General features: G+C 63.5%; 21 protein-coding genes. 12 read left to right on the forward strand and 9 right to left on the reverse strand.

Annotated elements, in window-relative coordinates; all coding sequences use genetic code 11:
- Nucleotides 1-5: 5 nt before the first annotated feature.
- Complete coding sequence (gene tam / locus ACK2SD_RS15405; RefSeq protein WP_317871461.1) at nt 6-782, reverse strand: trans-aconitate 2-methyltransferase; 777 nt, start codon at nt 780-782, stop codon at nt 6-8.
- Between the two features lie 165 nt (nt 783-947).
- Here tam and ACK2SD_RS15410 point away from each other — a divergent pair, with 165 nt between their 5' ends.
- Nucleotides 948-1,682 (forward strand): FecR family protein, encoded by a 735-nt coding sequence (locus tag ACK2SD_RS15410; protein ID WP_162889506.1) that lies wholly within the window; start codon nt 948-950, stop codon nt 1,680-1,682.
- Between the two features lie 64 nt (nt 1,683-1,746).
- Here ACK2SD_RS15410 and ACK2SD_RS15415 read toward each other — a convergent pair whose 3' ends face one another.
- Complete coding sequence (locus ACK2SD_RS15415) at nt 1,747-3,159, reverse strand: amino acid permease (RefSeq protein WP_039577013.1); 1,413 nt, start codon at nt 3,157-3,159, stop codon at nt 1,747-1,749.
- Between the two features lie 332 nt (nt 3,160-3,491).
- Here ACK2SD_RS15415 and ACK2SD_RS15420 point away from each other — a divergent pair, with 332 nt between their 5' ends.
- Complete coding sequence (locus ACK2SD_RS15420; protein WP_412460237.1) at nt 3,492-4,907, forward strand: PLP-dependent aminotransferase family protein; 1,416 nt, start codon at nt 3,492-3,494, stop codon at nt 4,905-4,907.
- 895 nt (nt 4,908-5,802) lie between these two features.
- Here the strand turns inward: ACK2SD_RS15420 and ACK2SD_RS15425 are convergent.
- Nucleotides 5,803-6,828 carry an IS110 family transposase gene (locus ACK2SD_RS15425; protein ID WP_412460238.1) on the reverse strand — a complete coding sequence of 342 codons (1,026 nt, stop codon included), beginning with the start codon at nt 6,826-6,828 and terminating at the stop codon, nt 5,803-5,805.
- Between the two features lie 158 nt (nt 6,829-6,986).
- Here ACK2SD_RS15425 and ACK2SD_RS15430 point away from each other — a divergent pair, with 158 nt between their 5' ends.
- Complete coding sequence (locus ACK2SD_RS15430) at nt 6,987-8,234, forward strand: IS256 family transposase (protein ID WP_412460071.1); 1,248 nt, start codon at nt 6,987-6,989, stop codon at nt 8,232-8,234.
- 126 nt (nt 8,235-8,360) lie between these two features.
- Here the strand turns inward: ACK2SD_RS15430 and ACK2SD_RS15435 are convergent, their stop codons facing one another.
- The 4 genes from ACK2SD_RS15435 to lexA are packed head-to-tail and all read right to left on the reverse strand — an operon-like array spanning nt 8,361 to nt 14,100.
- Nucleotides 8,361-11,462: an error-prone DNA polymerase gene (locus tag ACK2SD_RS15435; RefSeq protein WP_412460239.1), complete on the reverse strand. Its 3,102-nt coding sequence runs from the start codon at nt 11,460-11,462 to the stop codon at nt 8,361-8,363.
- Nucleotides 11,438-12,856, reverse strand: a complete 1,419-nt coding sequence (locus tag ACK2SD_RS15440) for a Y-family DNA polymerase (RefSeq protein WP_412460240.1) — start codon at nt 12,854-12,856, stop codon at nt 11,438-11,440. Before ACK2SD_RS15440 ends, ACK2SD_RS15435 begins: the two co-directional genes overlap by 25 nt.
- A 6-nt stretch (nt 12,857-12,862) precedes the next feature.
- Nucleotides 12,863-13,483 carry a translesion DNA synthesis-associated protein ImuA gene (gene imuA, locus ACK2SD_RS15445; protein WP_116887992.1) on the reverse strand — a complete coding sequence of 207 codons (621 nt, stop codon included), beginning with the start codon at nt 13,481-13,483 and terminating at the stop codon, nt 12,863-12,865.
- Nucleotides 13,483-14,100: a transcriptional repressor LexA gene (lexA, locus tag ACK2SD_RS15450; protein ID WP_412460241.1), complete on the reverse strand. Its 618-nt coding sequence runs from the start codon at nt 14,098-14,100 to the stop codon at nt 13,483-13,485. The genes imuA and lexA overlap by 1 nt, the downstream gene beginning before the upstream one ends.
- Nucleotides 14,101-14,194: 94 nt before the next feature.
- Between lexA and ACK2SD_RS15455 the strand changes: the two genes are divergently transcribed.
- Nucleotides 14,195-14,860 (forward strand): HAD family hydrolase, encoded by a 666-nt coding sequence (locus tag ACK2SD_RS15455; protein WP_412460242.1) that lies wholly within the window; start codon nt 14,195-14,197, stop codon nt 14,858-14,860.
- 24 nt (nt 14,861-14,884) lie between these two features.
- Here ACK2SD_RS15455 and ACK2SD_RS15460 read toward each other — a convergent pair whose 3' ends face one another.
- Nucleotides 14,885-16,090, reverse strand: coding sequence for an MFS transporter (locus tag ACK2SD_RS15460; protein WP_412460243.1), 1,206 nt, complete (start codon nt 16,088-16,090; stop codon nt 14,885-14,887).
- A 410-nt stretch (nt 16,091-16,500) separates the two neighbouring features.
- On the opposite strand from ACK2SD_RS15460, the gene ACK2SD_RS15465 reads away from it, so the two are divergent.
- The gene (locus tag ACK2SD_RS15465) at nt 16,501-18,111 is read left to right on the forward strand and encodes a methyl-accepting chemotaxis protein (protein WP_412462327.1); all 1,611 of its coding nucleotides are present in this window, start codon (nt 16,501-16,503) and stop codon (nt 18,109-18,111) included.
- Between the two features lie 38 nt (nt 18,112-18,149).
- Here ACK2SD_RS15465 and ACK2SD_RS15470 read toward each other — a convergent pair whose 3' ends face one another.
- Nucleotides 18,150-19,553: a purine-cytosine permease family protein gene (locus tag ACK2SD_RS15470; protein WP_412460244.1), complete on the reverse strand. Its 1,404-nt coding sequence runs from the start codon at nt 19,551-19,553 to the stop codon at nt 18,150-18,152.
- A 317-nt stretch (nt 19,554-19,870) separates the two neighbouring features.
- Here ACK2SD_RS15470 and ACK2SD_RS15475 point away from each other — a divergent pair, with 317 nt between their 5' ends.
- The 7 genes from ACK2SD_RS15475 (at nt 19,871) to pcaC (ending at nt 25,612) form a co-directional block, all read left to right on the forward strand.
- Nucleotides 19,871-20,356, forward strand: a complete 486-nt coding sequence (locus ACK2SD_RS15475; protein WP_039576989.1) for a flavin reductase family protein — start codon at nt 19,871-19,873, stop codon at nt 20,354-20,356.
- Nucleotides 20,357-20,467: 111 nt separating this feature from the next.
- Nucleotides 20,468-21,511 (forward strand): LLM class flavin-dependent oxidoreductase, encoded by a 1,044-nt coding sequence (locus ACK2SD_RS15480; RefSeq protein WP_412460245.1) that lies wholly within the window; start codon nt 20,468-20,470, stop codon nt 21,509-21,511.
- A 146-nt stretch (nt 21,512-21,657) separates the two neighbouring features.
- Entirely contained in the window at nt 21,658-22,254 is a 597-nt protein-coding gene (locus tag ACK2SD_RS15485) for an amino acid synthesis family protein (protein ID WP_029613156.1), read from the forward strand.
- 59 nt (nt 22,255-22,313) lie between these two features.
- Nucleotides 22,314-23,147 (forward strand): alpha/beta fold hydrolase, encoded by an 834-nt coding sequence (locus ACK2SD_RS15490; protein WP_039576986.1) that lies wholly within the window; start codon nt 22,314-22,316, stop codon nt 23,145-23,147.
- The gene (locus ACK2SD_RS15495; RefSeq protein ID WP_116887985.1) at nt 23,144-24,625 is read left to right on the forward strand and encodes an aldehyde dehydrogenase; all 1,482 of its coding nucleotides are present in this window, start codon (nt 23,144-23,146) and stop codon (nt 24,623-24,625) included. The genes ACK2SD_RS15490 and ACK2SD_RS15495 overlap by 4 nt, the downstream gene beginning before the upstream one ends.
- A gap of 14 nt (nt 24,626-24,639) precedes the next feature.
- The gene (locus tag ACK2SD_RS15500) at nt 24,640-25,125 is read left to right on the forward strand and encodes a flavin reductase family protein (RefSeq protein WP_039576980.1); all 486 of its coding nucleotides are present in this window, start codon (nt 24,640-24,642) and stop codon (nt 25,123-25,125) included.
- Between the two features lie 97 nt (nt 25,126-25,222).
- Nucleotides 25,223-25,612 (forward strand): 4-carboxymuconolactone decarboxylase, encoded by a 390-nt coding sequence (pcaC, locus tag ACK2SD_RS15505; protein ID WP_029613154.1) that lies wholly within the window; start codon nt 25,223-25,225, stop codon nt 25,610-25,612.
- The last annotated feature ends 28 nt before the right edge of the window (nt 25,613-25,640 follow it).

A 25,640-nucleotide genomic window follows, 5' to 3' on the forward strand; every position in this document is an offset into this window, starting at 1 on the left:
CGCACTCAGCGCGTGGCCACCACGAACAATCGTGGAAAGGGTAGCAGCACCTTGCCGTCGGTCGCGGCTGGGTAATCCTGCTGCATCGCTTGCAGGTACAACTGCAGGAACGCCGCGCGTTCGTCCTCATCCAGGCGCGCCAGGTAAGGCCGCAGACCCGAGCCCTTGAACCACTCCACCACCGCTTCGGCGCCACCGCTCAGTGGGTGGTGATAGGTGGTGCGCCAGACGTCTACCCGTGCGCACAGCGGGCTGAGCAGGTCGTAGTAGAACGTGGCGCTGTGCCGTGGCGGCAGGGCGAAGTCGCTGAATTTTTCTTTCCACGGTCCTTGGCCGGCAATCTCGCGCATGCGCCGATGTGCAGGCTCGTCCAGGTTGTCAGGGGTCTGCACCGCCAGGCTGCCACCTTCGGAAAGCTGTTGCACCAGGTGTGGGTACAGCGCGCCATGCTCGGGCAGCCACTGCAAGGAGGCGTTGGCGAGAATCAGGTCCTGAGGTTCGGCGGCGTTCCAAAGCGCGATGTCCGCCACCTCGCAGCGTACCCGGGGCACCTTCAGACGGGCACGCTCACGGGCCTTGTCGATCATGTCCTGATCACTGTCCAACGCCACCACCAACGCATCACCGTACTGTTGCAGCAGCACTTCGGTGGAGTTGCCGGGGCCACAGCCCAGGTCGGTAGCGTGACGAACCGGGCGCGGCGGCACCGCCGCAAGCAAGTCGCGCACGGCGCGGGTGCGCTCGTTTTCGAACAACGAATACTGAGTGGCAGACCAGGCCATGGGCAGCTCCTTGGGCAGGGGGAAGTATCAGCATATGCCTTTCGGTGCTCGTCTGGGGTAAGTGCCGCACCGATTCGTTTCGTCAGAAACAGATCATGCCTGCGAAGGCTGGAACTGACAGGCGAATGCGAAGGTCATCCGCTTAGTCCATACATGCTGCCAACCATGAAATCCTTGCGCTCCTCACCCCTTGCCTTGCCCATCGCTCTCCTCGCTCTGGTCGGCGCATCGCTGCTGCTCGCCTCGCCCTGGATGGGCCAAGGCTTCGACGTGTCGGATCTGTCCACCGATAGCCAGAACCGCCTGACCCGGCAACTGGAAGACGGCAGCCTGCTGACCCTGGATAACGGCTCGGCCGTGGATCTGGAGTTCGACAGGACGCAACGCCGCATCCACCTACTCAAGGGGCAACTGCTGCTGGAAGCGGCCAGGGGCGACACCCGACCGCTGTACATCGTCACCCCGTACGCCACCCTACGGCCACTGGACGCCACGCTGATCGTCGAACGGCTGCAGGACAGCAGCGAGGTGACCGTGCTCGACGGTCGGGTCGAATTCCAAGGCAATGATGGGCGCCTGTCACTGAACCGCAGTCATTACCTGCGCTTCGATGCCCAAGGCCACAGCACACCGATCAAGGCCGATGGTGGCGATGCCCAAGCGGCCTGGTATCTGGAACGCCTGCCGGGCACTGGCCAAGCGTTGAACGAAGTGCTCGAACGCCTGGCTCGACATCACCGTGGCGTGCTGCTATTCAGCGCCGCCTCGCTGGCCGACCTGCGAGTGGCCGACGATCTGGCGCTGGACGACAGCGACGAGGCCTTACAGTCGCTGGAAGCCGCGCTGCCCATCACGGTCAGCCACTACACCGACTGGATCACCGTGGTCAGGCGCCGCTAGCGGCCACCTACAAAAACGCGGCCGACCCTGGGAGAGTCGACCGCGCGTGGCGAGCCGCGAAACGTCAGTGACGCTTGGCGCTGCGGATCTGGTGCACGACGCCCATGGCCACCACGACGGCCGCGGCAATGCCGGTGGACAGCACGATTTCCTGGTAGTCAGCCATGAACGCCATGGTCACCAGTGCGGCCACGATGAAGGCGATCACCAGGTAGGTCAGCCAAGGGAACAGCCACATCTTCAGGCGTACCTCGCGGCCTTCGGCAATCAGCTTGCGACGCATGCGCAACTGCGAGAAGGCGATCACCAGGTACACCAGCAAGGCGATCATGCCCGTGGTGTTCATCAGCGTGTCCAGGACATCCTTCGGACGCAGGGTGTCGCTGAAGTTGATCAGTGCGCAGAAAATCGCCACCACGCACGACCCCATGATCGCGTACACCGGCACGCCAGTACCGGCGCGGGTGATCTTGAAGAACGACGGTGCGTCGCCGCGCTGGGACAGCGAGAACAGCATGCGCGAGGCGGTGTAGTGGCCGGAAATCAGGCAACTGCTCACCGAGGTCAGCACCACGAAGTTCATCAGCAGTTCGGCATAGGGCACGCCCAGCAGTTCCAGGGTGCGACGGTAGGCGCCGTAGCCGGAAACGCCCAAATGCGGGTCGTTCCACGGCACCAGGCAGACGATCAGGAAGATCGAGCCGACATAGAACAGGCACACGCGCCAAACCACCGAGTTGGTGGCCTTGACGATCTGGGTGGCCGGGTCCTTCGCTTCGGACGCGGCAATGGTGACGATCTCGGCGCCGAGAAAGGCGAACATCACCCCGAGCAGGGCCCCGATCACCGTGGTGATGCCGTTGGGCATGAAGCCTTCGGCGGTCAGGTGGGTAATCCCGCGCACCTCACCGAATTGCCAGATGTTCAGCACCGCCGCGGTACACACCACCAGGAAGCAGACAATCGCCACCACCTTGATCAAGGCGAACCAGAATTCGAACTCGCCGTAGTGCTTGACGTTGAAGAAGTTCACAGTGATCAGCAGCAAAGTGGTCGCCAACACGAACACGTTGACGCTGACGCCGGGGAAGAAACCGTGCAGGATCTTGCCCGCCACGTAGGCTTCCCAAGCCATGAGGATGACCCAGTACCACCAGTACAGCCATCCGATGGTGAAACCGGCCCAGCGCCCGATGGCGCGGTCGGCGTAGGTGGAGAACGAGCCGGTGTCCGGCGAAGACGTCGCCATCTCGCCGAGCATGCGCATGATCAGCACCACCAGGATGCCGCCGGCGAGATACGCCAGGACAGCCGCTGGACCGGCGCTGTGGATCACGCTGCCGGAGCCGACGAACAAGGCGCCGCCGATCACCCCGGCGATCGACATCATCGTCAGGTGGCGCGACTTGAGCGAGGCACTGAGCTGGCTCTCGTGCCCGCCTTTCGCGGTGGTGGAGGATGTGGATGTTGCGTCCATCAGTTGTGTACCCCGTGTTTCTTTTTATCCAAGGAAAACTGTGAAACCCCGATGGTTATCGGCCTCACCTTTACATCAGCGCTAATGCGGGCAGGAGGTGTGAGAAACACACGCAGACCTTCCATGGCGGCCTGCTGACGCGTCCGAACGTGGCCGCTCGGACGTACTGAACGTGCTACATCTGGCGATATCTAACACCTAATGTAAAAATGTCCGACACAGAGAGCCATGCACAGTGGCATGAAATCCGCACTGCACTGTACAGGCCGCCCATGCAATACACCTGCGACACCGCGCAGGCGCCCGCCGCTCTGCACCCCTGAAGGCCCCCCATGCTGCGACTACACCCCGACGCCCCTACCCCGCTGGTCAACCAGATCATCGACGGCCTGCGCGCACTCATCGACAACCAGACCCTCAAGCCCGGCGCCAAGGTGCCGTCGATCCGCGCGTTCGCCTCGACCTACTCGGTGAGCACCTTCACCGTCGTCGAAGCCTACGACCGTTTGGTGGCCCAAGGGCTGCTGGTCAGTCGCGGCAACGCCGGCTTCTTCGTCAGCCGCACGGCCGGCGAGGTGCTCGACGCCCAGACCCCGACCGCAGACGCAACCCGACCATCGTTCAACTCGGAATGGTACCTGCAGCAGATCTTCGAAACCCGCCAGTTGCCGTTCAAGCCCGGTTGCGGCTGGCTACCCAACGACTGGATGTATGAAGACGGCCTGCGCCGGGGCATGCGCCAGGTGGCCGGCAGTCCGCTGGAGCTGTCCGGCTACGGCGACCCGATGGGCCTGCCGGAGCTGCGCACGCTCACCGCGCAGAATCTGCAGCAGGAGCTGTCGATCGTGGTCAACCCGGCGCAGCTGATGCTCACCCACGGCGCCAGTCAGGCACTGGACCTGGCGGTACGCACGCTGGTCCGCCCGGGTGACGTGGTGCTGGTCGACGACCCGGGCTATCCCAACCTGATGAGCATCCTGCGCTTTCAGGGTGCCACGCTGGTGGGGGTGCCGCGCACGCCGGCCGGCTATGACCTGGACCAACTGCAGCGGCTGCTGGCCGAACATCGACCGACGGTGTTCTTCACCCAGCCGCACCTGCACAGCCCAACCTGTTCGCGCACGCCGCTGGCGCAACTGCACCGTCTGCTGCAACTGGCGTCGCAGCATGGGGTGCGCTTGGTGGAGAACAACTTGTATGCGGACATGATCGCCAATCCGCAGCCTTGCCTGGCCAGCCTCGACCACTTGCAGCAGGTGGTGTATGTGGGCAGCTATTCCAAGAGCATCTCGCCGAACGTGCGGGTCGGCTATCTGGTGGCTGAGTCGGAACTGATGCAAAGGTTGTTGCAGTTGAAGATGCGCTCGGGGCTGACCACCTCTCAAGTGATGGAGCGGGTGGTGTATGCGGCGGTGATCGATGGGCGCTGGCGCAAACACCTCAAGCGTCTGCGCCAGCGCCTGGCGCAAGCGCACCAAGTGGTCGGGGGGCGCTTGCAGCGGATGGGGTTCGAGCTGTTCACCGAGTCGGATGAGGGGATGTATATCTGGACGCGGCATCCGGGGATTCCTGATAGCGCGGCGTTGTTGGACGAGGCGCTCGAGGCGGGGGTGATGTTGGGGCCTGGGCAGTTGTTCATGGTCGATGCGGGGGTGACGGGGTGGATGAGGTTCAATGTGGCGTTTAGTTTGGATGAGGGGATGTGGGGGGTCTTGGAGCGGCTGGTTCGGGGGCGGTTGGGGTTGTAGGGGGGCTGGTGGTGCCTGCTACTTTTGTTGCATCTCTTTGATTTGTATTGGGTTTTAGTCACCTTTTCGCCTTTACGGCGACCCCCTTTTTTTCTTGGAAAAAAGGGGGCAAAAACCGCTTGCTCCCGCATCCGGCCCCTGCGCTGTGCGCAGGGGTTCCCTCGCGCCGGCGTTGCTCCGGGAGGACCGCGCTTAGGGACCATCGTGGTCCCAAGCGCTTGACGGGCATCCATGCCCGTCACCTCCCTGCGCAACGCCTCTGCTCGGCCTCCTGAGGTCGCGTTTGGCGGTGTTCGAGCTACCGCGTACCAAGATCAAGATCAAGATCAAGATAACGGCAACGGCAACGGCAACGGCAACGGCAACGGCGGTTTGATCGCGCAGCGCTCCAGAACATCTGCCCCACCGCCCTGCTTCTAAGCGCGCGCCAGTTCAGACGCCGCCCATCGCGACCTCAGGAGGCCGAGCAGAGGTGGCATGGAGGGGGTTGACGGGCATGGATGCCCGTCAAGCGCTTGGGGCCATGGATGGCCCCTAAGCGCGGTACCCCCGGAATGCCACCGTCGCGAGGGAACCCCGCAGCGCAGCGAAGGGGCCGGATGCGGGAGCAAGCGGTTTTTGCCCCCCTTTTTTCCAAGAAAATCTATGGTCACCCCCTTTTTTGCAATACTGATCATTGGGTGAAATGGATGGCTTGCGTAAATCTATCCGGCGTCGATTGGGCTGGTATCCCGCGCCACGATGAGTATTCGCACCTGGCGATCCTAATAAAGTAAGCGGCTTCTGAGAGCCAATTTTTCTTCCAGGATCATCGCCAGGCCGATCGGCCGTTTATTTCATCCGTTGTTCAGCTATCGCAAAACCTGATGGTAAAACTCGGTGCAGCACAACGGGGTCAGGCGTTCAGCGCGCCTGGCTCCGTTTCATATTGCGAGTGTCGAGTGGCAATGGCCCACGCGATGCGTGCCAGTTTGTTGGCCAACGCGCAGGCCACCACGTTGGAGTGGCGTCGTGTTGATAGCGTACGTACCCAGTCGGCCAATGGGCCACTCTGGTACTTCAAACGAAGCATGTAGACACGGGCGCAGAGCACCAGCAAATGCCGAAGGTTCTTGTCGCCACGTTTGCTGATTCCCAGCAAAGCCGGCTTGCCGCCGGTGCTGTATTGCCTGGGGACCAAGCCTACGGATGCTGCAAAATCACGACTGCTGCCGTACTGCCGAGCATCTCCCATTTCTACGGCCAGCAGGCTGGCGGTGATCGGCCCGACACACGGAATAGTCAGCAAGCGACTACCCAGATCATCGTCAGCCAGCTGGCTTGCCAGCTCTTCATCCAGCAGCTTGATCTGCTCGGCCAGGTAGACAAAGTGATCATGCAGGCGCTGCAGCAGTGCGACGAGGCGTACAGGCAGGTCGTGCTCTTCAAGCACTGAAGCGAGGCGTTTGATCACCGCCAGTCCCGTCGGCAGGCTGACGCCGAACTCGAGCAGGAAACCATGCATCTGGTTCACCGTTTTGGTCCGGTCGCGAATCAGTGATTCACGCATCCGATGAGAAACAGAGAGCGTCTGCTGCTCAGGCGATTTTGGCGTCACAAAGCGCATGGAAGGTCGGGAAGCGGCTTCACAGATGGCTTGCGCATCGACAAAGTCATTCTTGTTGCCCTTGACGAAAGGCTTAACGAACTGAGGTGAAATCAGCTTTGCTTCATGCCCTATCGCTTTGATTTCTCGCGCCAGGCAGTGTGAGCCGGCACAGGCCTCCATCACTACCGTGCAAGGGGGATGATTGGCCAGAAACCGCATCATCTGCGGCCTTGAACATTTCTTGCGCAACACTTCTTTGCCGGACTTTTCCTGGGCGTGTAGGTGGAAGGTATGTTTGCCGATGTCGATGCCAATCAGGGTCACGTTGCTCATGATGACGGTCTCCGAAGTAAAAACACCCTACGAAAGCGTACGCCTCGTAGGGTGCCGGGGTGACCATCTCATTAAGGGGGTCGCCGTAAAGGCGAAAAGGTGACTCGGGTATGTCAGAAATTTTGTGTTCGGGCATAACATGAGCAAGAGGTGCATGTATGCCAACCAAGAAAAAACCCGTGCGTGACCTACCAAAAATCCCCAAGGAGCTGCTTGAGCAGTTCGGTGAGGGCCTGATGACTGCGGAGGCTATCGAAGATGCCTCTGCGGCGTTCAAGAAGGCGCTGATCGAACGGGCCTTGAACGCCGAGCTCAGTCACCATCTGGGGTATCTGCCGGGCGCGCAGCGCCCAGAGGATGAAACCAATCAGCGCAATGGCAGGACTGGCAAGACGGTTCTGACTGGAGAGGGGCCGCTGCGGCTGGATATCCCCCGTGATCGAGACGGTAGTTTTGCGCCCATTCTGATTCCCAAACATGAGCGCCGTTACACCGGTTTCGATGACAAGATCATCGCCATGTATGCCCGAGGCATGACCGTTCGGGAAATTCGCGCATTCCTCTCCGAGCAATACGGAACGGATGTTTCGCATGACTTCATCAGTTCGGTCACGGCCGAGGTGATGGAGGAAATCGGCGCGTGGCAACAGCGGCCGCTGGAGCCGATGTACCCGGTCATTTTCTTTGATGCACTGCGAGTCAAGATTCGCGAAGAAGGGCTTGTGCGCAACAAAGCGATTTACTTGGCGCTGGGCGTTCTACCCGATGGAACGCGCGATATTCTCGGGATCTGGATCGAAAATACCGAAGGTGCGAAGTTCTGGATGAAGGTCTTCAATGACCTCAAGACGCGCGGCGTTGAGGATGTGCTGATCGCCGTCACCGACGGCCTCAAAGGGATGCCAGAGGCGCTAAGCGCCGTGTTTCCGGCCACCACGCTGCAAACATGCATCGTCCACTTGATCCGCAACAGTCTCGATTATGCGGCGTGGGATAAGCGTCGTGATCTGGCCAAAGCGCTCAAGCCGATCTATCAGGCCATCAACGCCGAGGCGGCTGAGCAGGCACTGGATGCCTTTGAAAACGGCCCTTGGGGCAAACAGTACCCAACGGTAGTTGCGGCATGGAGAAGAGCCTGGGATCGAGTGATTCCATTCTTTGTCTTCCCGTCAGGCATTCGAAAAGTGATCTATACGACCAACGCGATCGAAAGCATCAATGCCCGGCTACGCAAGATCATCAAAACGCGCGGTCACTTCCCAACGGATGAGGCCGCCACCAAGCTGATCTGGCTGGGGCTGCGGAACATCACGGCAAACTGGGGCTCAGCGGCCCATGATTGGAAAAATGCGATGAATCAATTCGCGATTCTGTACGGAGATCGATTTATCAGGCCGACCTGGTAAAAGCATGGCCAGCCTGAGGGCAGGCCGTTATCGGCCCGCACACAAAAAATCTGACACTCTCGGTGACTCAGCCTCACCACAGCCACCGGATAAGCCCCCAAACCACCCGTCCCCTCCCCAAAAGAATCAATGAAAATCCCGGCTCCTAACCTCAAGCCCCTCCAACAACCCACTGACATCTTCAAGCCGCCGAGCAACAAGATGCAGCACCCCTTTCTCCCGTTCCAACCTCCCCCTGACCTTCAACAACCGAGCCCCCACCAATACCCCCCGCTGCCGCTCCGCCAACTCCCGCCACACCACCACATTCAGCAACCCATGCTCATCCTCAAGCGTCACAAAGGTCACCCCACTGGCAGTTTGCGGTCGCTGCCGCCCCACCACGATCCCAGCCACGGCAACCGCATCCCCATGCCCCAACGCCTCGAGCTCCACCAGACTGCGGCACCCCAACCCCCGCAAACGCCGCCGTAACAGAACCAACGGATGAGGTCCAAGCGTCGTACCCAACGAGGCATAGTCGGCAAACACCTCTTCAGCCACCGTCGGCACCGGCAATGACACCGCCGCTTCCGCCACAGGTTCGAGCCCTGCGAACAAGGGCAACTGCGCCTGCACCGCAGCCACCTGCCAACGCGCCTGGTGCCGGTCCGCAGCCAGCGCCCTCAGGGCTCCAGCATCGGCAAGACGCGCGCGGGCGCGGCTGTCCAGGGCGGCACGCACACACAAATCCTCGACATCGCGCCAGGCACGCTGCGCCCGCGCCTGCTCCAGACGCCGCGCATCCTCCTCGCTGAAGCCGCGGATCTGCCGCAACCCCAGACGGATCGCCAAGTCGCCGTCTTCCCTCAATTCCAACGTACAGTCCCATGCACTGTGGAACACATCCACCGCACGCACCTCAATGCCCTGCCGACGCGCGTTCTGCAACAACTGGTCGGGACTGTAGAAACCCATGGGCCAGCTATTGACCAACGCACAGGTGAAGATCGCCGGCTCATGGCACTTCAGCCAACTGCTGGCGTAGCACAACAAGGCGAAGCTGGCCGCATGGGATTCGGGAAACCCATAACTGCCGAAGCCCTTGATCTGCTCGAAGATGCGTTCGGCGAAGGCTGCTTCGTATCCGTTGCGCTGCATGCCCTCGAGCAGCCGCACACGATGTGGCTCCAGCCCACCGTGTCGCTTCCATGCCGCCATGCTGCGACGCAATTGGTCGGCCTCGCCTGGGCTGTAGTCGGCCGCGACCATCGCCAGCTCCATCACCTGCTCTTGGAACAAAGGCACACCCAGGGTGCGTTCGAACACCGCTTCGAGTTTCTGCGACGGGTAACTGACAGGCTCATCGCCCATGCGACGACGCAAGTACGGGTGCACCATGTCGCCTTGGATCGGCCCAGGCCGCACGATGGCCACCTCGATCACCAGGTCATAGAAGGTGCGTGGCTGCAGGCGTGGCAGCATGGCCATCTGCGCCCGCGACTCGATCTGGAACACGCCCATGGTCTCGGCGCGGCTGATCATCGCATAGGTGGCCGGGTCTTCCTGGGGGATGGTGGCCAGGGTCAGATCACGACCCCGGTGCTGCCTGAGCAGGTCGAAGCAGCGACGCAAAGCGCTGAGCATGCCCAAGGCGAGCACATCGACCTTGAGCAAGCCGACCATGTCCAGGTCGTCCTTGTCCCACTGGATCACCGTGCGTTCGGGCATCGCCGCGTTCTCCACCGGCACCAGGCGATCCAGCGGTTGCTCGGAGATGACGAAGCCGCCGGGGTGCTGCGACAGGTGTCGGGGGAAGCCGATCAATTCGCCTGCCAACACCAGAATGCGCCGCAACCACGGGCTCTGCGCCTCGAAGCCGGCCTCGCTCAGGCGTTGCGCGTCGGGTATGCGGTCGCTCCAGCGTCCGCAGCACTGGGCCAGGGCATCGATCTGGTCGGCCGGCAAGCCCAGCACCCGGGCCACATCGCGTACCGCACCGGCAGCATGGTAGGTACTGACCACCGCAGTCAGTGCTGCGCGATGACGACCATACCGGCGAAACACGTACTGGATGACCTCTTCACGCCGGTCGTGCTCGAAGTCCACGTCGATGTCCGGCGGCTCATTGCGTTCGCGTGATAGAAAACGCTCGAACAGCAGGTGATGGCGGGTGGGATCCAGCTCGGTGATGCCCAGCACGAAGCACACCACTGAGTTGGCGGCAGAGCCCCGGCCCTGGCAGAGAATGCCTTGGCGTCGAGCGAAGGCGACGATGTCGTGCACCGTCAGGAAGTAGCTTTCGTAGCCCAGTTCTTCGATCAAGGCCAATTCGCGTTGCAACGCCTGATGAACCTCGTCGTCGGCGCCGTGTGGCCAGCGCTCCGGTATGCCCTGCAGGCACAGGTGACGTAACCAGGTGGCGGGGGTATGGGTGTCTGGCACCAACTCGCGCGGGTACTGATACTTGAGCTCGCTCAGGTCGAACCGGCAACGCTCGGCGATGACCAGGGTCTCGGCCAACAGTGGCGCGGGATACAGCTGAGCGAGTTGATCGCGGCTGCGCAAATGTCGCTCGCCGTTGGGGTACAGATAGCCGCCTGCCTCAGCCACCTTGCAGTGCTGGCGGATGGCGGTCATGCAGTCCTGCAAGGCCCGGCGACCGCGCACATGCATGTGCACATCGCCGCAAGCCACGAGCGGTAATTGCAATTGCTGCGCGAGAAGGTGGACTGCTCGCAGGCGCTGATCGTCGTCGGGGCCACGGTGCAGGTGCAGCGCCAGCCACAAGCGCTCGGGAAACAGGCGCTGCAACCAATCGGCATCGGCATGATCGGCGAGTGAATCGGCAACCCACAGCGCCAGCAGACCTTGGGTGCGATGCTCCAAGTCCTCGGCAAGCAATTGATACTCGCCCTTTTCAGCCCGGCGCCGCGCACGGGTGATCAGCGCACAGAGATTCTGGTAGCCCTCGAGGTTTTCGACCAGCAGCACCAGGCGTGGCCCGTCGTGCATCCGCACTTCGCTACCGACGATCAGCCGCACGCCGTGCTCGCGGGCCGCCTGCCAGGCCCTGACGATACCGGCCAAGGTGCATTCGTCGGTTATGGCCAGGGCCTGGTAACCCTGTTCACCTGCCCGACGAAACAGCTCGTCGGCACTTGAGGCGCCGCGCTGGAAGCTGAAGTTCGACAGGCAGTGCAGCTCGGCGTATTCGGGCGGCGTCATGCGAACCAGCCCTGCAGCCACAAGGGTCCAGGCTGCGCGAGATCGCGATAGGCCCAGCCGCGCAAGCCGTCGCGGGTTTCGATGCGGTAGTAGTCGCGGCGCACGTCGCCACCGTCCCACCAGCCCGACTCGATGCGTTCGGCCTTGCCCAACCAGTGCACACCCGATTCGGGCAAGGCTTGAGCCTGGCTCAGCAGCCAGCCAGGACGGCTGCCAGGGATGACCACAAGGCCGCTCGCCGCGCCCTGCTCCGCTGTCTGCCAAGCGTGTTCCGGACGATGATCGGCAGCGGCGCACAGGCTCTTGACCGCCTCGTCGCCCAAGCGGGCGCGCAGACGCTCGCGCAATTGCTCCCAGGGCTGGGCCTGCTGCGCACGCGGGTCGAACAACGCTCGGTGCTGGGGCACGAACGCTGGCAGGTCCTCGGCCAGCAAGCGCAAGGTGCGCACTGGGGCGGCAATACGCAAGGGCTCGAGGCGACCACGCGCCAGCTCGAACAACATCGCAGGCTCCCGCTCGGCAGCCAGCAGGCCAACCTTGAGTACGGTGTCCGGACCTTCGACATGCTCCAGGTGCAGCTCGAAGCGCTGCACGCCACAGTCACGTCCGGCAAGAAAGGCTGCCAGGTCGTTGAGCAGACGGCGCAACGGAAACAGCAACGCCTGATGCGACTCGACATCGAAATTCAATTCCAGCCGTGACTCGAAGCGATCAGGCGGCTGATAGAAAGCCAGGCCAAGGGCACGCAGGCCGAACAGGTGATCCAGGTGTAACTGCACACTGGCGGCGAAGCGTCGGGCCACGGCATCGCGAGGCAAAGCCTGCACCTGCGCGAGTCGATGCAGGCCCATACGGGACAACGCCTGGGCAGCCTCGGCCGGCAAACCGACGCGGTCCAGCGGCATGTTCGCCAACGCGGCGCGGGTCTGCTCGGGGCAGGTCAGCGCGAGGCCATCGTGACCGTTTGCCAGCATGCGAGCGGCCACTGGATTGCTCGCCAGCACGATGCGATGGCGCAGGCCCAACGCCTGCAGCTCTTCGCGCAGGCGCGCCTCGAAACGTGACCAGGGGCCGAACAATTGCAGGCTCGAGCCCACTTCCAGCAGCAGTGCGCGTGGGTAGTGCAGGCTGACCTGGGCGCTGAAGCGGTAGGCCCAGGCTGCCAGCAGTTGCTGCACCTGCTCGATGCGCGCCGGTTCCACCTCGACACAGGTGAATCCTTCGGCCAAGGCGCGGGCGGCGGTCAGCGTCTGGCCCGCACGCAGCCCCAGCGCTGCGGCGGCGCCATTGACCGCTTGCAACACCCGACGCTGCGCGGGACCGGCCAACAGCACCAGCGGCGCATCGGCGTCGTCGCGCCCGCGCAGGACGGTGTCCAGCGCCAGTTGCGGCAGCAGGATGCAAGCCCAGAGCATGGCGCATCAACCTCGCCCGGCAGTGCTGATGGGGGCCGCCGGCACCAGGCCACCGCGGCACTTGAGCACCCGCCACTGCGCCGGGCGGGTATCGATGGCGATGCGCAGGGCCGCAGGCGATGGGTTGTGTGCCGCCTGTTGCGGGCGACAGGCGAACGCCAGCGCCTCACCGGTTTCGGCAGCCACCTGCAAGCGACGCAAGGCGCGATCGTCGACCCGCTCCGGCCAGCACAGCACCGCCGCACAACTGCCCGAACGCAGGCATTGCTCGGCAGCCCAGAGCGCTTCGTCCGGTTTGGCCTCGACCTGCGCCAGCCAGCGCAGGTCGACCCCGGCGGCCTGCCAGGCCGGGGCATAGGGAATGAACGGCGGCGCCACCAGCAGCACCCGCCCGCCCTCACCGCTCAGGCGCGCCAGTGTGGGCCACAGCAAGTGCAGCTCGCCGCAGCCCGGGCTGGCCAGCAGCAGTTCACTGAGCGCCGCCGGTGGCCAGCCGCCTTCGGGCAGGCGTGCATCCAGGTCGGCATGACCAGTGGGCTGCAGGCCCAGGGCACGGGGTTGAGCCTGTCGCCCTCGCCAGACACGACGCTGGTCGAGCAGCCCGTCGAGATCGACCACCGCGCCCATCAGTCACGCCTCACCAGGCCACAGAACACCCCTTCGATGCAGAAGTCGTGCTCGGGGCCAACCTCGATAGCAGCATAGGCCGGGTTGCGCGGCAGCAGCCGATACCCACCGCTGACCCGCTCCAGCCGCTTGATGGTGACCTCGCCGTCGAGCCGGGCGACGACGATCTGCCCGTCGCGGGCCTCGGCCTGCTGCAGGATGCCCACCAGATCGCCATCGAGTATGCCGTCGCCGATCATCGAGTCGCCGCGCACCTTCAACAGGTAGTCCGGTGTGCGCCGAAACAGGCTGGGGTCGATCAGCAGTTGCTCGTGGATGTCCAGGTCCGGCCCGATCGGCGCACCGGCGGCCACCCGACCGAGCACCGGCAATTCCAGCACCTGCGGACGGCGCACGGGTTGGGCCAGGCGAATGCCTCGCGCCTGGTTAGGCGTGACCTCGATGAAACCCGCCTGATGCAAGGCGCTGATGTGCTTGCGGGCCACGCTGCGCGAAGCGAAGCCGAAGCGCTGGGCGATGTCGGCCAGACTCGGTGGCTGACCGTGCTCGGCGATGCGTTCACGGATGAAGTCGAGGATGGCGCGGCGTTTGGGAGTGAGCGTATTCATGGAGCACATTTGTACTCTTTTCGCAAAACACTGAACAGCCCCCTTCGTCGCCACATTGGTTATAGTGGCCGCTGAATTGTTTCTTCACCTGACAGGAAGCCCGATGCTGACCGCCCTGCTGTTCGACCTCGACGGGACCCTTACCGATACCGACACCCTGCACCTGCAGGCCTTTCGCAAGCTGCTGCACGATCACGACGGTCGCGAATTGACCCAGGCACAGTTCAACGAACAGGTCAGCGGTCGCTCCAACGGCCTGCTGTTCAAGGAACTGTTCCCTCAGGCCGATGCCGCCCAATGCCAGGCCTTGGCCGAACGCAAGGAGGCACTGTTCCGCGAGCTGTCGCCCCGGCTCGAGCCGCTGCCCGGTCTGCTGCCCCTGCTGGCGCACGCCAAGCAGCAAGGCCTGGGCATGTGCGTGGTCACCAATGCGCCACGCCTGAATGCCGAACACATGCTTCAGGCCCTGGGGCTGATCGAACGCTTCGAGCATGTGCTGGTGGCTGACGAGCTGGCGCGGCCCAAGCCCGATCCCTTGCCCTATCTCACTGGCCTGCAACGCCTGAACGCCAAGGCCGAGCAGGCGCTGGCCTTCGAGGATTCGCTGCCAGGCGTGAAAGCAGCGGTCGATGCCGGCATCTTCACCGTGGCCCTGGCCACCACCCAGCCGGCCGAGCGCCTGCTTCAGGCGGGGGCAGGACTGGTGATCGACGATTACCAGGACCCGCGCCTATGGACACTGATCGAGTCCATGCAAGCCAACGCCTGATGCACCAATGCCAGGGTGCAGCGCTCAACCCCGAGCGCGTCGCCCCTGTATCAGGAAGACCAACAGCCCCATTGCCGGCAACGCCGCGCCCACCAGCACCACGCCCGTCCAGCCGTACCCGGCATAAACGGCGCTGGCCACCGCCGAGCCGAGGGCGCCGCCAATGAAGATACTGGTCATGTACAGGGCATTGAGCCGTCCACGGCTGGCCGGATCCAGTGCATACACCTCGCGTTGACCGATCACCATGTTCATCTGCACGGCAAAATCCAGCAGCACACCGGTCAGCGCCAGGCCCACCACACCCGCCCCCGGCGCTGTCAGCCCGAACAGCAGCGACAGCGGTGCCAGCGTCAGGGCCAACAGAGTGCCCAGACGCGCATGGCCCGCGTCGGCCATGCGCCCCGCAATCGGCGCGGCGATCGCGCCCACCGCGCCGATCAGGGCGAATACGGCGATCTGGCTCTGCGACAAACCGTGCTCCTGCGTCAGCGCCAGGGGTACGGCAGTCCAGTACAGGCTGAACCCACCGAACATCAGCGCCTGATACAACGCGCGCTGTCGCAACGCCCGGTGGCGCCGCAACAGCCCGACCAACGAGGCCATGAGGGCCGCATAACTGGCCCTGTGCTCAGGCACCCGACGCGGCAAGGTCAGTGCCAGCAACAGCACCATCGCCGCCATCAGCCCCGCGGCCGCGATGAATACGGCACGCCAGCCGAAATGGTCGGCGATCAGGCTCGATAGCGGACGCGCCAGCAGAATCCCCAGCAGCAGACCGCCCATGATGTTGCCCACCACACGCCCGCGTTGATGCTCCGGTGTCAGGTGGGCCGCCAGCGGAATGAGCATCTGCACCGACACCGAACTGAAGCCGATCAGCAAGGCGTAGGCCAGGAACAGATGGCCCTGCCCCTGCCCACTGCTTCCAGCCAGCAACAGGCTGACGCACGCCAGAACAGCCGTGGCGATCATCAGCCGGCGGTTCTCCAGCAGGTCGGCCAGCGGTACCAGCAGCAGCAGGCCCAGGGCATAGCCGATCTGGGTGAGCGACACGATCAGGCTGGCGCGTTCGGTGGACAGCCCCAGGTCCGGCGCGATCAGGCCGACGATGGGCTGGGCGTAGTACAGGTTGGCGACGATGGCGCCGCAGCAGAACGCGAGCAGTATCACCAGACCTCGGCTGATCGGCGCTGCGGCGGGTGAAGTCAAGGTGCGGGGACTTGTCATGGTCAGGTTGATACCGGGCGGAGTATGCCGCGCACCTTAGCGGCTACGCAGCGCGGAGGAAACCATGAGGACGCGAGATGCACGAAGTGCCTGACTGCGACCCAAGGTCGCGGCCGACCACAGACGCAAAACCGGCTTTAGAACACCGCAAAGTAGTCAATTTAAAGATAAAAACTGACAGATTCGTCAAAAAATGACGTATCAGTTTGTAAACGTTGTTACATCGAACAAGTGGTCACAGATCGTGGCGACATGGCATCATTGACGTCAAAAATCTTACACATGGTGACGAAAGCATACTTTGCCGCAGGTCACCCAGCGCCAGATGTGTTGCCTAGATGCCGCGACACGCCGGCCACCGAGGGCCTGCCTGCCACATCCCAAGGAGTAGCGAGATGCAGTTAAGGAATATGAAGATCGGAATCAGGGCGGCGTGTGTCTTCGCACTGCTGGGCGTGCTGGTGCTGATCATGGGCCTGGTCGCCCTGTACGAGACCCGGCGCATGGACAGCGCCACCGACGAAATCCGCGTGACCTGGATGCCGGCGATCATCGCCCTCAATGAGGTCGGCACCAGCCTGGGCCGGGCCCGTGCACTCACCTTGCGCAGCGTGATCGAAGAAGACCCCGCCGCACGCCAAGCCACGCTCAGCCACATCGGCGACATCAACAACGAGCTTGCCGAAGGTATCAAGACCTACGAAGCCACCATCGAGGAACAGGACGACCGCGCCCTGTTCAACACCTTCATCCGCTTGTCCGAGCGCTACCACGGCCTGCAGAAGTCCATCCGCGAGGCTGCCGCCAATGGCGATATCGCCCAGGCCCAGCGCCTGGTCAATGGCCCGCTCGCCGAATACGCCGACACCATGATGAAAGCCCTCGGCGAGTTGATGCAGTACAACACCAACGGCGCGGACAAAGCCTCTCAACTGAGCAGCGACACCTACGACGAAGCCTTCCTGCTGATCGTCGCCGCGCTGGTCACCATTCTCATCGCCCTGGCCGCAATCGCCGTGTTGCTGACCCGCAGTATCGTGCTGCCTTTGGGCGAGGCCGTCCGGGTAGCCGAACGCGTGGCCACCGGTGACCTCACCCAAGAGATTCACATCGTCGGCCGTGACGAGCCGGCCTTGCTGCTGCGCGCCCTGAGCCGCATGCAGCAGAACCTGCGCGACACTATCCGGCAGATCGCAGCGTCCTCCGACCAACTGGCCTCGGCTTCCGAAGAGCTGCACACGGTCACCGAAGACACCAGCCGCGGCCTGCATCAGCAGAGTGCCGAGATCGATCAGGCAGCCACTGCCGTCAACCAGATGACGGCGGCGGTAGAAGAAGTGGCGAACAACGCGGTCAGCACGGCCGATGCGTCCAAAGGCGCCGACCAGACCACCCGCGACGGCCGCGATCAGGTCAACCAGGCCTTGAGCTCGATCCAGCATCTGGTCGAAGACGTTACCGGCACCTCCACCGAGATCGAAGCGCTGGCCACCAGCGCCAATGAGATCAGCCGCGTGCTCGATGTGATCGGCTCGATTGCCGGGCAGACCAACCTGCTGGCACTCAACGCGGCCATCGAAGCGGCGCGCGCGGGCGAAGCCGGACGCGGCTTCGCCGTGGTGGCTGACGAGGTGCGGGCACTGGCGCACCGCACGCAGCAGTCCACGGCGGAAATCGAACAGATGATCGGCGGTATCCAGACCGGCACCGAGCGCGCCGTCGGTTCGATGCACAGCAGTCAGGGGCGTGCCAGCGGCACCTTGGAAGTGGCCCAGGCCGCTGGCCAAGCGCTGGAGTTGATCGCCGAGGCCATCGCGGCGATCAACCAGCGCAATCTGGTGATCGCCAGTGCCTCGGAACAGCAAGCGCAGGTGGCGCGCGAAGTGGACCGTAATCTGGTCAACATCCGTGACCTGGCGATGCAGACCTCGGCGGGAGCCAACCAGACCAGCGCGGCGGCGCAGGACCTATCGCGCCTGGCGGTGGAGTTGAATGGGATGGTGGCGCAGTTCAAAGTCTGATTCAGAGAGACCGGGGCCGCCCTGCGGCCCCTAGCGCTTCATTCATTTACCCGCACCACCCTCCCCGCCTTCACCGGCTGCCCGCGCGTGGCCAGGCAGTAGTAAAGCGGCACGGTCACCAGCAGACCAAACAACCACGACAAGTCCGCACCTTCGACAAGATTCGAGTAGGGCCCCACATACAGCGCGGTATTGGCGAACGGCAACTGCACCAGAATCCCGCACACGTAGGCGACGATGGCGTGATGGTTGAAGCGTCCATAGATGCCGCCATCTGCGCGGAAGAACGAGGCGATGTCGTACACGCCCTTCTTGATCAGGTAGAAGTCCACCAGGTTGATCGACGCCCAGGGCACCAGCACCAGCAGCAGTGCCAGGATCAGGCCGATGAACTGACCGATGAAGCCGGCCGAGGCGTTGAGTGCCACCAGCGCACAGCCCAGCAGAATCAGCGAAGCCAGCACCACCCGCACGCGCACGCTCGGCGTCCACCGAGCGGCGAACGTCTGGATCGCGGTGACGATCGACAGCACCGCCCCGTACAGATTCAGCGCGTTGTGACTGACGATGTTGAGCAGGAACAGCACCATCAGAATCGGTCCGAGCCAGCCGGTGGCCTGCTTCACCGCCTCCATGGCATCGGTGCCTTCGGGCACGCACAACACCGCCACCGCGCCAAAGCTGAAGCACAGGATAGTGCCCAGGGTGGCGCCTAAGTAGGTCGCCCAGAATGGCTTGGCGATGCCGATTTCCTTGGGCAGATAGCGCGAGTAGTCCGAGGTGTAGGGCGAGAAGCTGATCTGCCAGATGGTACCCAGCGACACGGTGGCGATGAAGCCCGACAGGTTGAAGGCGCCGCGGCTGTAGAAGTCGGCCGGCAGGTCCTGGGCGAACATCATGATGAAGCCGGCCAGCAGCGCCGAACCCATCACCCAGGTGCCGATGCGGTTCAGGCTATGGATGAAGCGATAGCCGATCACCCCGATGGCCGTAGCGCTCAGGGCGCCGATCACGATCGCGCTCGGCATCGGCACGCTCGGGGCGATGCCATGGATCGATTTGCCCGCCAGGACGATATTGGAAATGAAGAAGCCGACGTAGATCAACGCGGTGAAGAACACGATCAGCAACGCGCCGTAGCGCCCGAACTGACCGCGGCTCTGCACCATCTGCGGAATGCCCAGCTGCGGTCCCTGCGCAGAGGCCAGGGCGATGACGATACCGCCCAGCAGATGCCCCATCACGATGGCGACCAGACCCCACATCAGGTTCAGGTGAAACACCTGGATCACCATCGCGCCGGTGACGATCGGCAGGGGGGCGATGTTGGTGCTGAACCAGAGGGTGAACAGGTCGCGCGCCTTCCCGTGGCGCTCGGAGGGGGGAACATGATCGACCGTATGATTCTCGACAAACTGGTGTTGCGACGACGGTTGGGACATAGGATTTCAGCTCGAAAGGATCATTTTTATCGTTGTATGGAAACCGCTCTGGGCGGCCTCTCAGCTGAAGACCATATTATGGTATTCCAAACTTTTGACAACACTGCTCCGCACTTTTTCGGCGCACCTGATCCGTTTAGCGCCTCACGCCAGGGCAGTCGCCTAGCCCAGCAGACCAGTGATTACGGGCTTTGCACCGTTCATCGCCGCCCGTGGGTCGCGGAAAAATTCGCTTGCAATATAGGTATTACGGTATACCATCAGACACATCAACGATAAAAAACGCGGACCACCGCACGCCCCATCGAGGTAACGCCATGATCGACGCAACCCTCTATAAGCACGTCCTGGGCTCCTTCCCCTCCGGCGTCACCGTCATCACCACCCTGGACGACGACGGCTCGGTCGTCGGCCTCACTGCCAGCGCTTTTTCCTCCCTGTCGATGGACCCGCCGCTGGTGCTGTTCTGCCCCAACTACAGCTCCGACTCCTACCCCGTGCTGATCAAGCAGAAGCGCTTCGCCATTCATCTGCTCTCCGGCGATCAGCAGGCCGAAGCCTATGCGTTCGCGAAAAAGGGCAAGGACAAGGCCAACGGCATCGAGTGGACCCTGAGCGCCTTGGGCAATCCCCTGCTGACCGGTGCCACGGCGATCATCGAGTGCGAGCTGTGGCGCGAATACGAAGGCGGCGATCACGCCATCATGGTGGGCAAGGTGCACAACCTGATCGTCCCCGACGAGGCCCCCAGCCCGATGATCTATTGCCGCGGCAAGATGGCCAGCCTGCCCGCGCTCGCCTGACACCACCTGCCTGAGCGAGCGACAGGGGTCTCACCTGAGTACACGGCCCGAGCCGTTGTCATCCGCCCCCTGCCCCGCCAGGCGACCACCACTCGCTCCGAGGAAAACCCCATGAAATTTTCGCTGTTCGTGCACATGGAACGTTGGGATGACCAGGTCAGCCACCGCCAGCTGTTCGAGGACCTGACCGAACTGACCCTGATGGCCGAGCGCGGCGGATTCAGCACGGTCTGGATCGGCGAACACCACGCCATGGAATACACCATCTCGCCAAGCCCAATGCCGCTGCTGGCCTACCTGGCCGCCCGCACCGAAACCATTCGCCTAGGCGCCGGCACCATCATCGCGCCGTTCTGGAACCCGATCCGCGTGGCGGGCGAATGCGCCCTGCTCGATGTCATCAGCAACGGCCGCATGGAAGTGGGCCTGGCCCGCGGCGCCTACCAGTTCGAGTTCGACCGCATGGCCGGCGGTATGCCCGCCACCGACGGCGGCAAGGCCCTGCGCGAAATGGTCCCGGCGGTGAGCGCGCTGTGGCAGGGCGACTACGCCCACCAAGGCGAGGTGTACAACTTCCCCACCTCGACCAGCGTGCCCAAGCCGGTACAGGCGGGCATGCCGCCGATGTGGATCGCTGCGCGCGACCCGGACTCGCACAACTTCGCGGTCAAGCATGGCTGCAACGTCATGGTCACCCCATTGATGAAGGGCGACGAGGAAGTGCTGGACCTGAAAAACAAGTTCCAGGCCGCTCTGGACAACAACCCCGAGGTGCCACGCCCGCAACTGATGGTGCTGCGCCACACCCACGTGCACAGCCCGGCCGACCCGGACGGCTGGAAAGTCGGCGCCCAGGCCATCTCGCGCTTCTACCGCACCTTCGACGCCTGGTTCGGCAACAAGACCACGCCGGTCGATGGTTTCCTGGAGCCGAGCCCGGAGTCCAAGTTCGCCGAAGTGCCGGCGTTCGCGCTGGACAACATCCGCAAGAACACCATGATCGGCACCCCCGAAGAAATCATCGCGCGCATCCGCTACTACCAGGAATTAGGTGTCGATGAGTTCAGCTTCTGGTGCGACAACAGCCTGCCGCACGAAGAAAAGCGCAAGTCGCTGGAGCTGTTCATCAAGGAAGTGGTCCCGGCCTTTGCCTGAGACAGGCCGTCACAAGCGGCAGGTTGATCGCAGCCTGCGTTGACTTGCCGCTTGAAGCTCGCCACTTGGCACTTCCATAATTGGTATTATGGTATACCATAAGACAAAACTGGTTAATCACTGTCTTTCCTCACCAGGAGCCCCCCATGAGTTTCGAAATCCGCAAGATCGTCACCTACTCCGAAGAAACCCGCATCGAAGGCGGCAAGGCCACCGACAAGCCAGTGACCATGGTCGGACTGGCCGTGGTGATCAAGAACCCATGGGCCGGTCGCGGTTTCGTTGAAGACCTCAAGCCAGAAATCCGTGCCAACTGCTCCGAGCTGGGCGCCCTCATGGTCGAGCGCCTCACGGCAGCCATCGGCGGCGCGGACAAGATCGAAGCCTACGGCAAGGCAGCGGTAGTGGGTGCCGACGGCGAGATCGAGCACGCCTCGGCGGTGATCCACACCCTGCGTTTCGGCAATCACTACCGCGAGGCCGTGCAGGCCAAGAGCTACCTGAGCTTCACAAACAAGCGCGGTGGCCCTGGCACTTCGATCCAGATCCCGATGATGCAAAAGGACGACGAGGGCCTGCGTTCGCACTACATCACCCTGGAAATGCAGATCGAAGACGCCCCGCGCGCCGACGAGATCGTCGTGGTCCTGGGCGCAGCCGACGGCGGCCGCCTGCATCCGCGCATCGGTAACCGCTACATCGACCTGGAAGAACTGGCGGCCGAGAAAGCCAGCGCCCAATAACAACATGCACACCGGCCGCAGCGACGCGTCGACGCTGCGGCCTTCAAGGAGCACCACCCATGATTCAGCCTGTCGCTGAACGTACACCGGCCGGGACCAGCTACCTGAGCCTCGGCCAGGGCCAACCCGTGGTGCTGATCCACGGCGTGGGCCTGAACAAGGAAATGTGGGGCGGACAATTCGTCGGCCTGGCCGCCGATTACCGGGTCATCGCCTACGACATGCTCGGCCATGGCCAGAGCGCTCGCCCCGCTGTCGATACCGACCTGCAAGGCTACGCCGCGCAACTGGTCGAGTTGCTCGATCATCTGCAGATCGCCCAGGCCACCGTGATCGGCTTCTCCATGGGCGGGCTGATCGCTCGCGCCTTCGCCCTGCACTATCCGCAGCGGCTGTCGGCGCTGGTGGTGCTCAACAGCGTGTTCAACCGCAGCCCCGAGCAAAGCGCCGGGGTCATCGCCCGCGCCGCCCAGGCCGCCGAACTGGGCCCGGACGCCAACGTCGATGCGGCGCTGGAGCGCTGGTTCAGCCGTGAATACAAGGCCGCCAATCCGGCCCAGGTCGCGGCCATCCGTCAGGTGCTGGCCGGCAACGACCCGCAGGGCTACCACACCACCTATTCGCTGTTCGCCACCCAGGACATGTACCGCGAAGCCGACCTGGGCAGCATCCAGGTGCCGACGCTGATCGCCACCGGCGAACTCGACACCGGCTCCACCCCGGCCATGACCCGCCAGCTCGCCGCGCGCATTCCCGGCGCCCGCAGCGTGGTGCTGGCCGAGCAACGGCATATGATGCCGGTGGAAGCCCCACGTGACGTCAACCGCATGCTGCTGGACTTCCTGCGCGAAGCGCGCACCCTCACCGAATCCGCCAAGGGGATAGTTGCATGACCCTCGTTCGTTTCCAGATGTGCATCGACGGCCAGTGGCGCGATGCCCAGAGCGGCAAGACCTTCGACAGCCTCGATCCGTCCACCGCCCAGGCTTGGGCGCAATTGCCCGATGCCGACGCGCAGGACGTCGAACTGGCCGTGCAGGCCGCCCAACGCGCCTTCGACAACCCAGCCTGGCGCGGCCTCACCGCCACTGCGCGCGGCAAGTTGCTGCGCCGCCTCGGCGACCTGATCGCCGAGAACAAGGAACACCTGGCGCAACTGGAAAGCCGTGACAACGGCAAGCTGATCCGCGAGACCCGCGGCCAGGTCGGCTACCTGCCGGAGTTCTTCCACTACACCGCCGGTCTGGCCGACAAGCTCGAAGGCGGCACCCTGCCGCTGGACAAGCCCGACCTGTTCGCCTACACCGTGCACGAGCCGATCGGCGTGGTAGCGGGCATCATCCCGTGGAACAGCCCGTTGTACTTGACCGCGATCAAGCTGGCCCCGGCACTGGCCGCCGGTAACACCATCGTCCTCAAGCCGTCCGAGCACGCCTCGGCGACCATTCTCGAACTGGCCCGCCTGGCCCTCGAGGCAGGCTTCCCTGCGGGCGTGGTCAACGTGGTGACGGGCTACGGCCCCAGTACCGGTGCCGCCCTCACCCGTCACCCGCTGGTGCGCAAGATCGCCTTCACCGGCGGCGCTGCCACGGCCCGCCATGTGGTGCGCAGCAGTGCCGAAAACTTCGCCAAGCTGTCGCTGGAACTGGGCGGCAAGTCGCCCAATATCATCTTCGCCGACGCCGATCTGGACAGTGCCATCAATGGCGCGGTCGCAGGTATCTACGCCGCCTCCGGGCAAAGCTGCGTGGCCGGTTCGCGCCTGCTGGTGCAGGACGAGATCTTCGATGAGTTCGTCGCACGCCTGATCGAGCGCGCCAAGCGTATTCGTATCGGCAACCCGCAGGACGAGGCCAGCGAAATGGGCCCCATGGCCACGGCCCAGCAACTGGCGGTGGTGGAAGGCCTGGTGGCTGCGGCCCAGGCCGAAGGCGCCAAGCTGCGCCTGGGCGGCAAGCGCGCCGAGGTCGAGGGCGACGGCTGGTTCTACGAACCGACCCTGTTCGAATGCGACAGCCACTCGATGACCATCATGCAAGAGGAAGTGTTTGGCCCGGTCGCGGCAGTGATCCGCTTCAAGACCGAGGAACAGGCCCTGGCCATGGCCAACGACTCGCAGTTCGGCCTGGCCGCCGGCATCTGGACCCGCGACCTGGGCCGAGCCCATCGCCTGGCGCGCGACGTGCGCTCGGGCATCATCTGGGTCAACACCTATCGCGCCGTCTCGGCCATGGCGCCGATCGGCGGTTTCAAGAACAGCGGCTACGGCCGTGAGAGCGGCATCGATTCGGTGCTCGCCTATACCGAGCTGAAGACCGTGTGGATCAACTTGTCCACCGCGCCGATGCCCGATCCGTTTGTGATGCGTTGAAGAGGTAGCACGAGATGATCGAACCTGGCATCTACAAAGACGTGATGGGCTCCTTCCCGTCCGGCGTCACCGTGGTCACCACCCTCGATCCGCAGGGCGGTATCGTCGGCATCACCGCCAGCGCCTTCAGTGCGCTGTCGATCGAGCCGGCGCTGGTGTTGTTCTGCCCCAACTACGCCTCCGACACCTACCCGATCCTGCGCGACAGCAAGCAGTTCGCCATCCACCTGCTGTCCGCCGAGCAGACGGCCGAGGCCTATGCCTTCGCGGGCAAAGGCAAGGACAAGGCCAAGGGCATCGACTGGCACCTGAGCGAGCTGGGTAACCCGCTGCTGGCCAAGGCCACGGCGATCATCGAGTGCGAGCTGTGGCGCGAGTACGATGGCGGTGATCATGCGATCATCGTCGGCGCCGTGAAGAACCTGGTGCTGCCGGCCGAACCGGTGACGCCGATGCTCTATCACAAGGGCAAGCTCGGCGCGCTGCCGCCGCTGGGCTGAGGACCGGGGTTGAATTCATCGTCGGTGAGCCGACGATGGATTCACCCCAGGCTTCGCGCTCATTTCATCTTATCGACCTTCTCCAGGAGCCCCGCCGATGAGCAACGAGAAGTACGAAAAAGGCCTGCAGATCCGCACCCAGGTGCTGGGCGAGGCGTACGTCAACCGTTCGATGCAGAACGCCGACGATTTCACCAAGCCGCTGCAGGACCTGGTCACCGAATACTGCTGGGGCCATGTCTGGGGCCGTGACGGCTTGTCGCTCAAAGAGCGCAGCATGATAAACTTGGCGATGATTTCCGCCCTCAACCGGCCCCACGAGCTCAAGCTGCACATCCGCGGCGCTTTGCGTAATGGTCTGAGCCGGGAACAGATTCGTGAAATCCTGCTCCAGGTCGGCATCTATTGCGGCGTACCCGCGGCGGTGGACAGCTTCCGCCTGGCCCGCGAAGCGTTCGCCGAAGCCGACGCGGAGCCCACCCGTTAACAGCGGGCTGTCGAACCACTGCAAGGAG

The organism is Pseudomonas sp. SC11, from assembly GCF_047039205.1.
GTDB lineage: Bacteria > Pseudomonadota > Gammaproteobacteria > Pseudomonadales > Pseudomonadaceae > Aquipseudomonas > Aquipseudomonas boreofloridensis.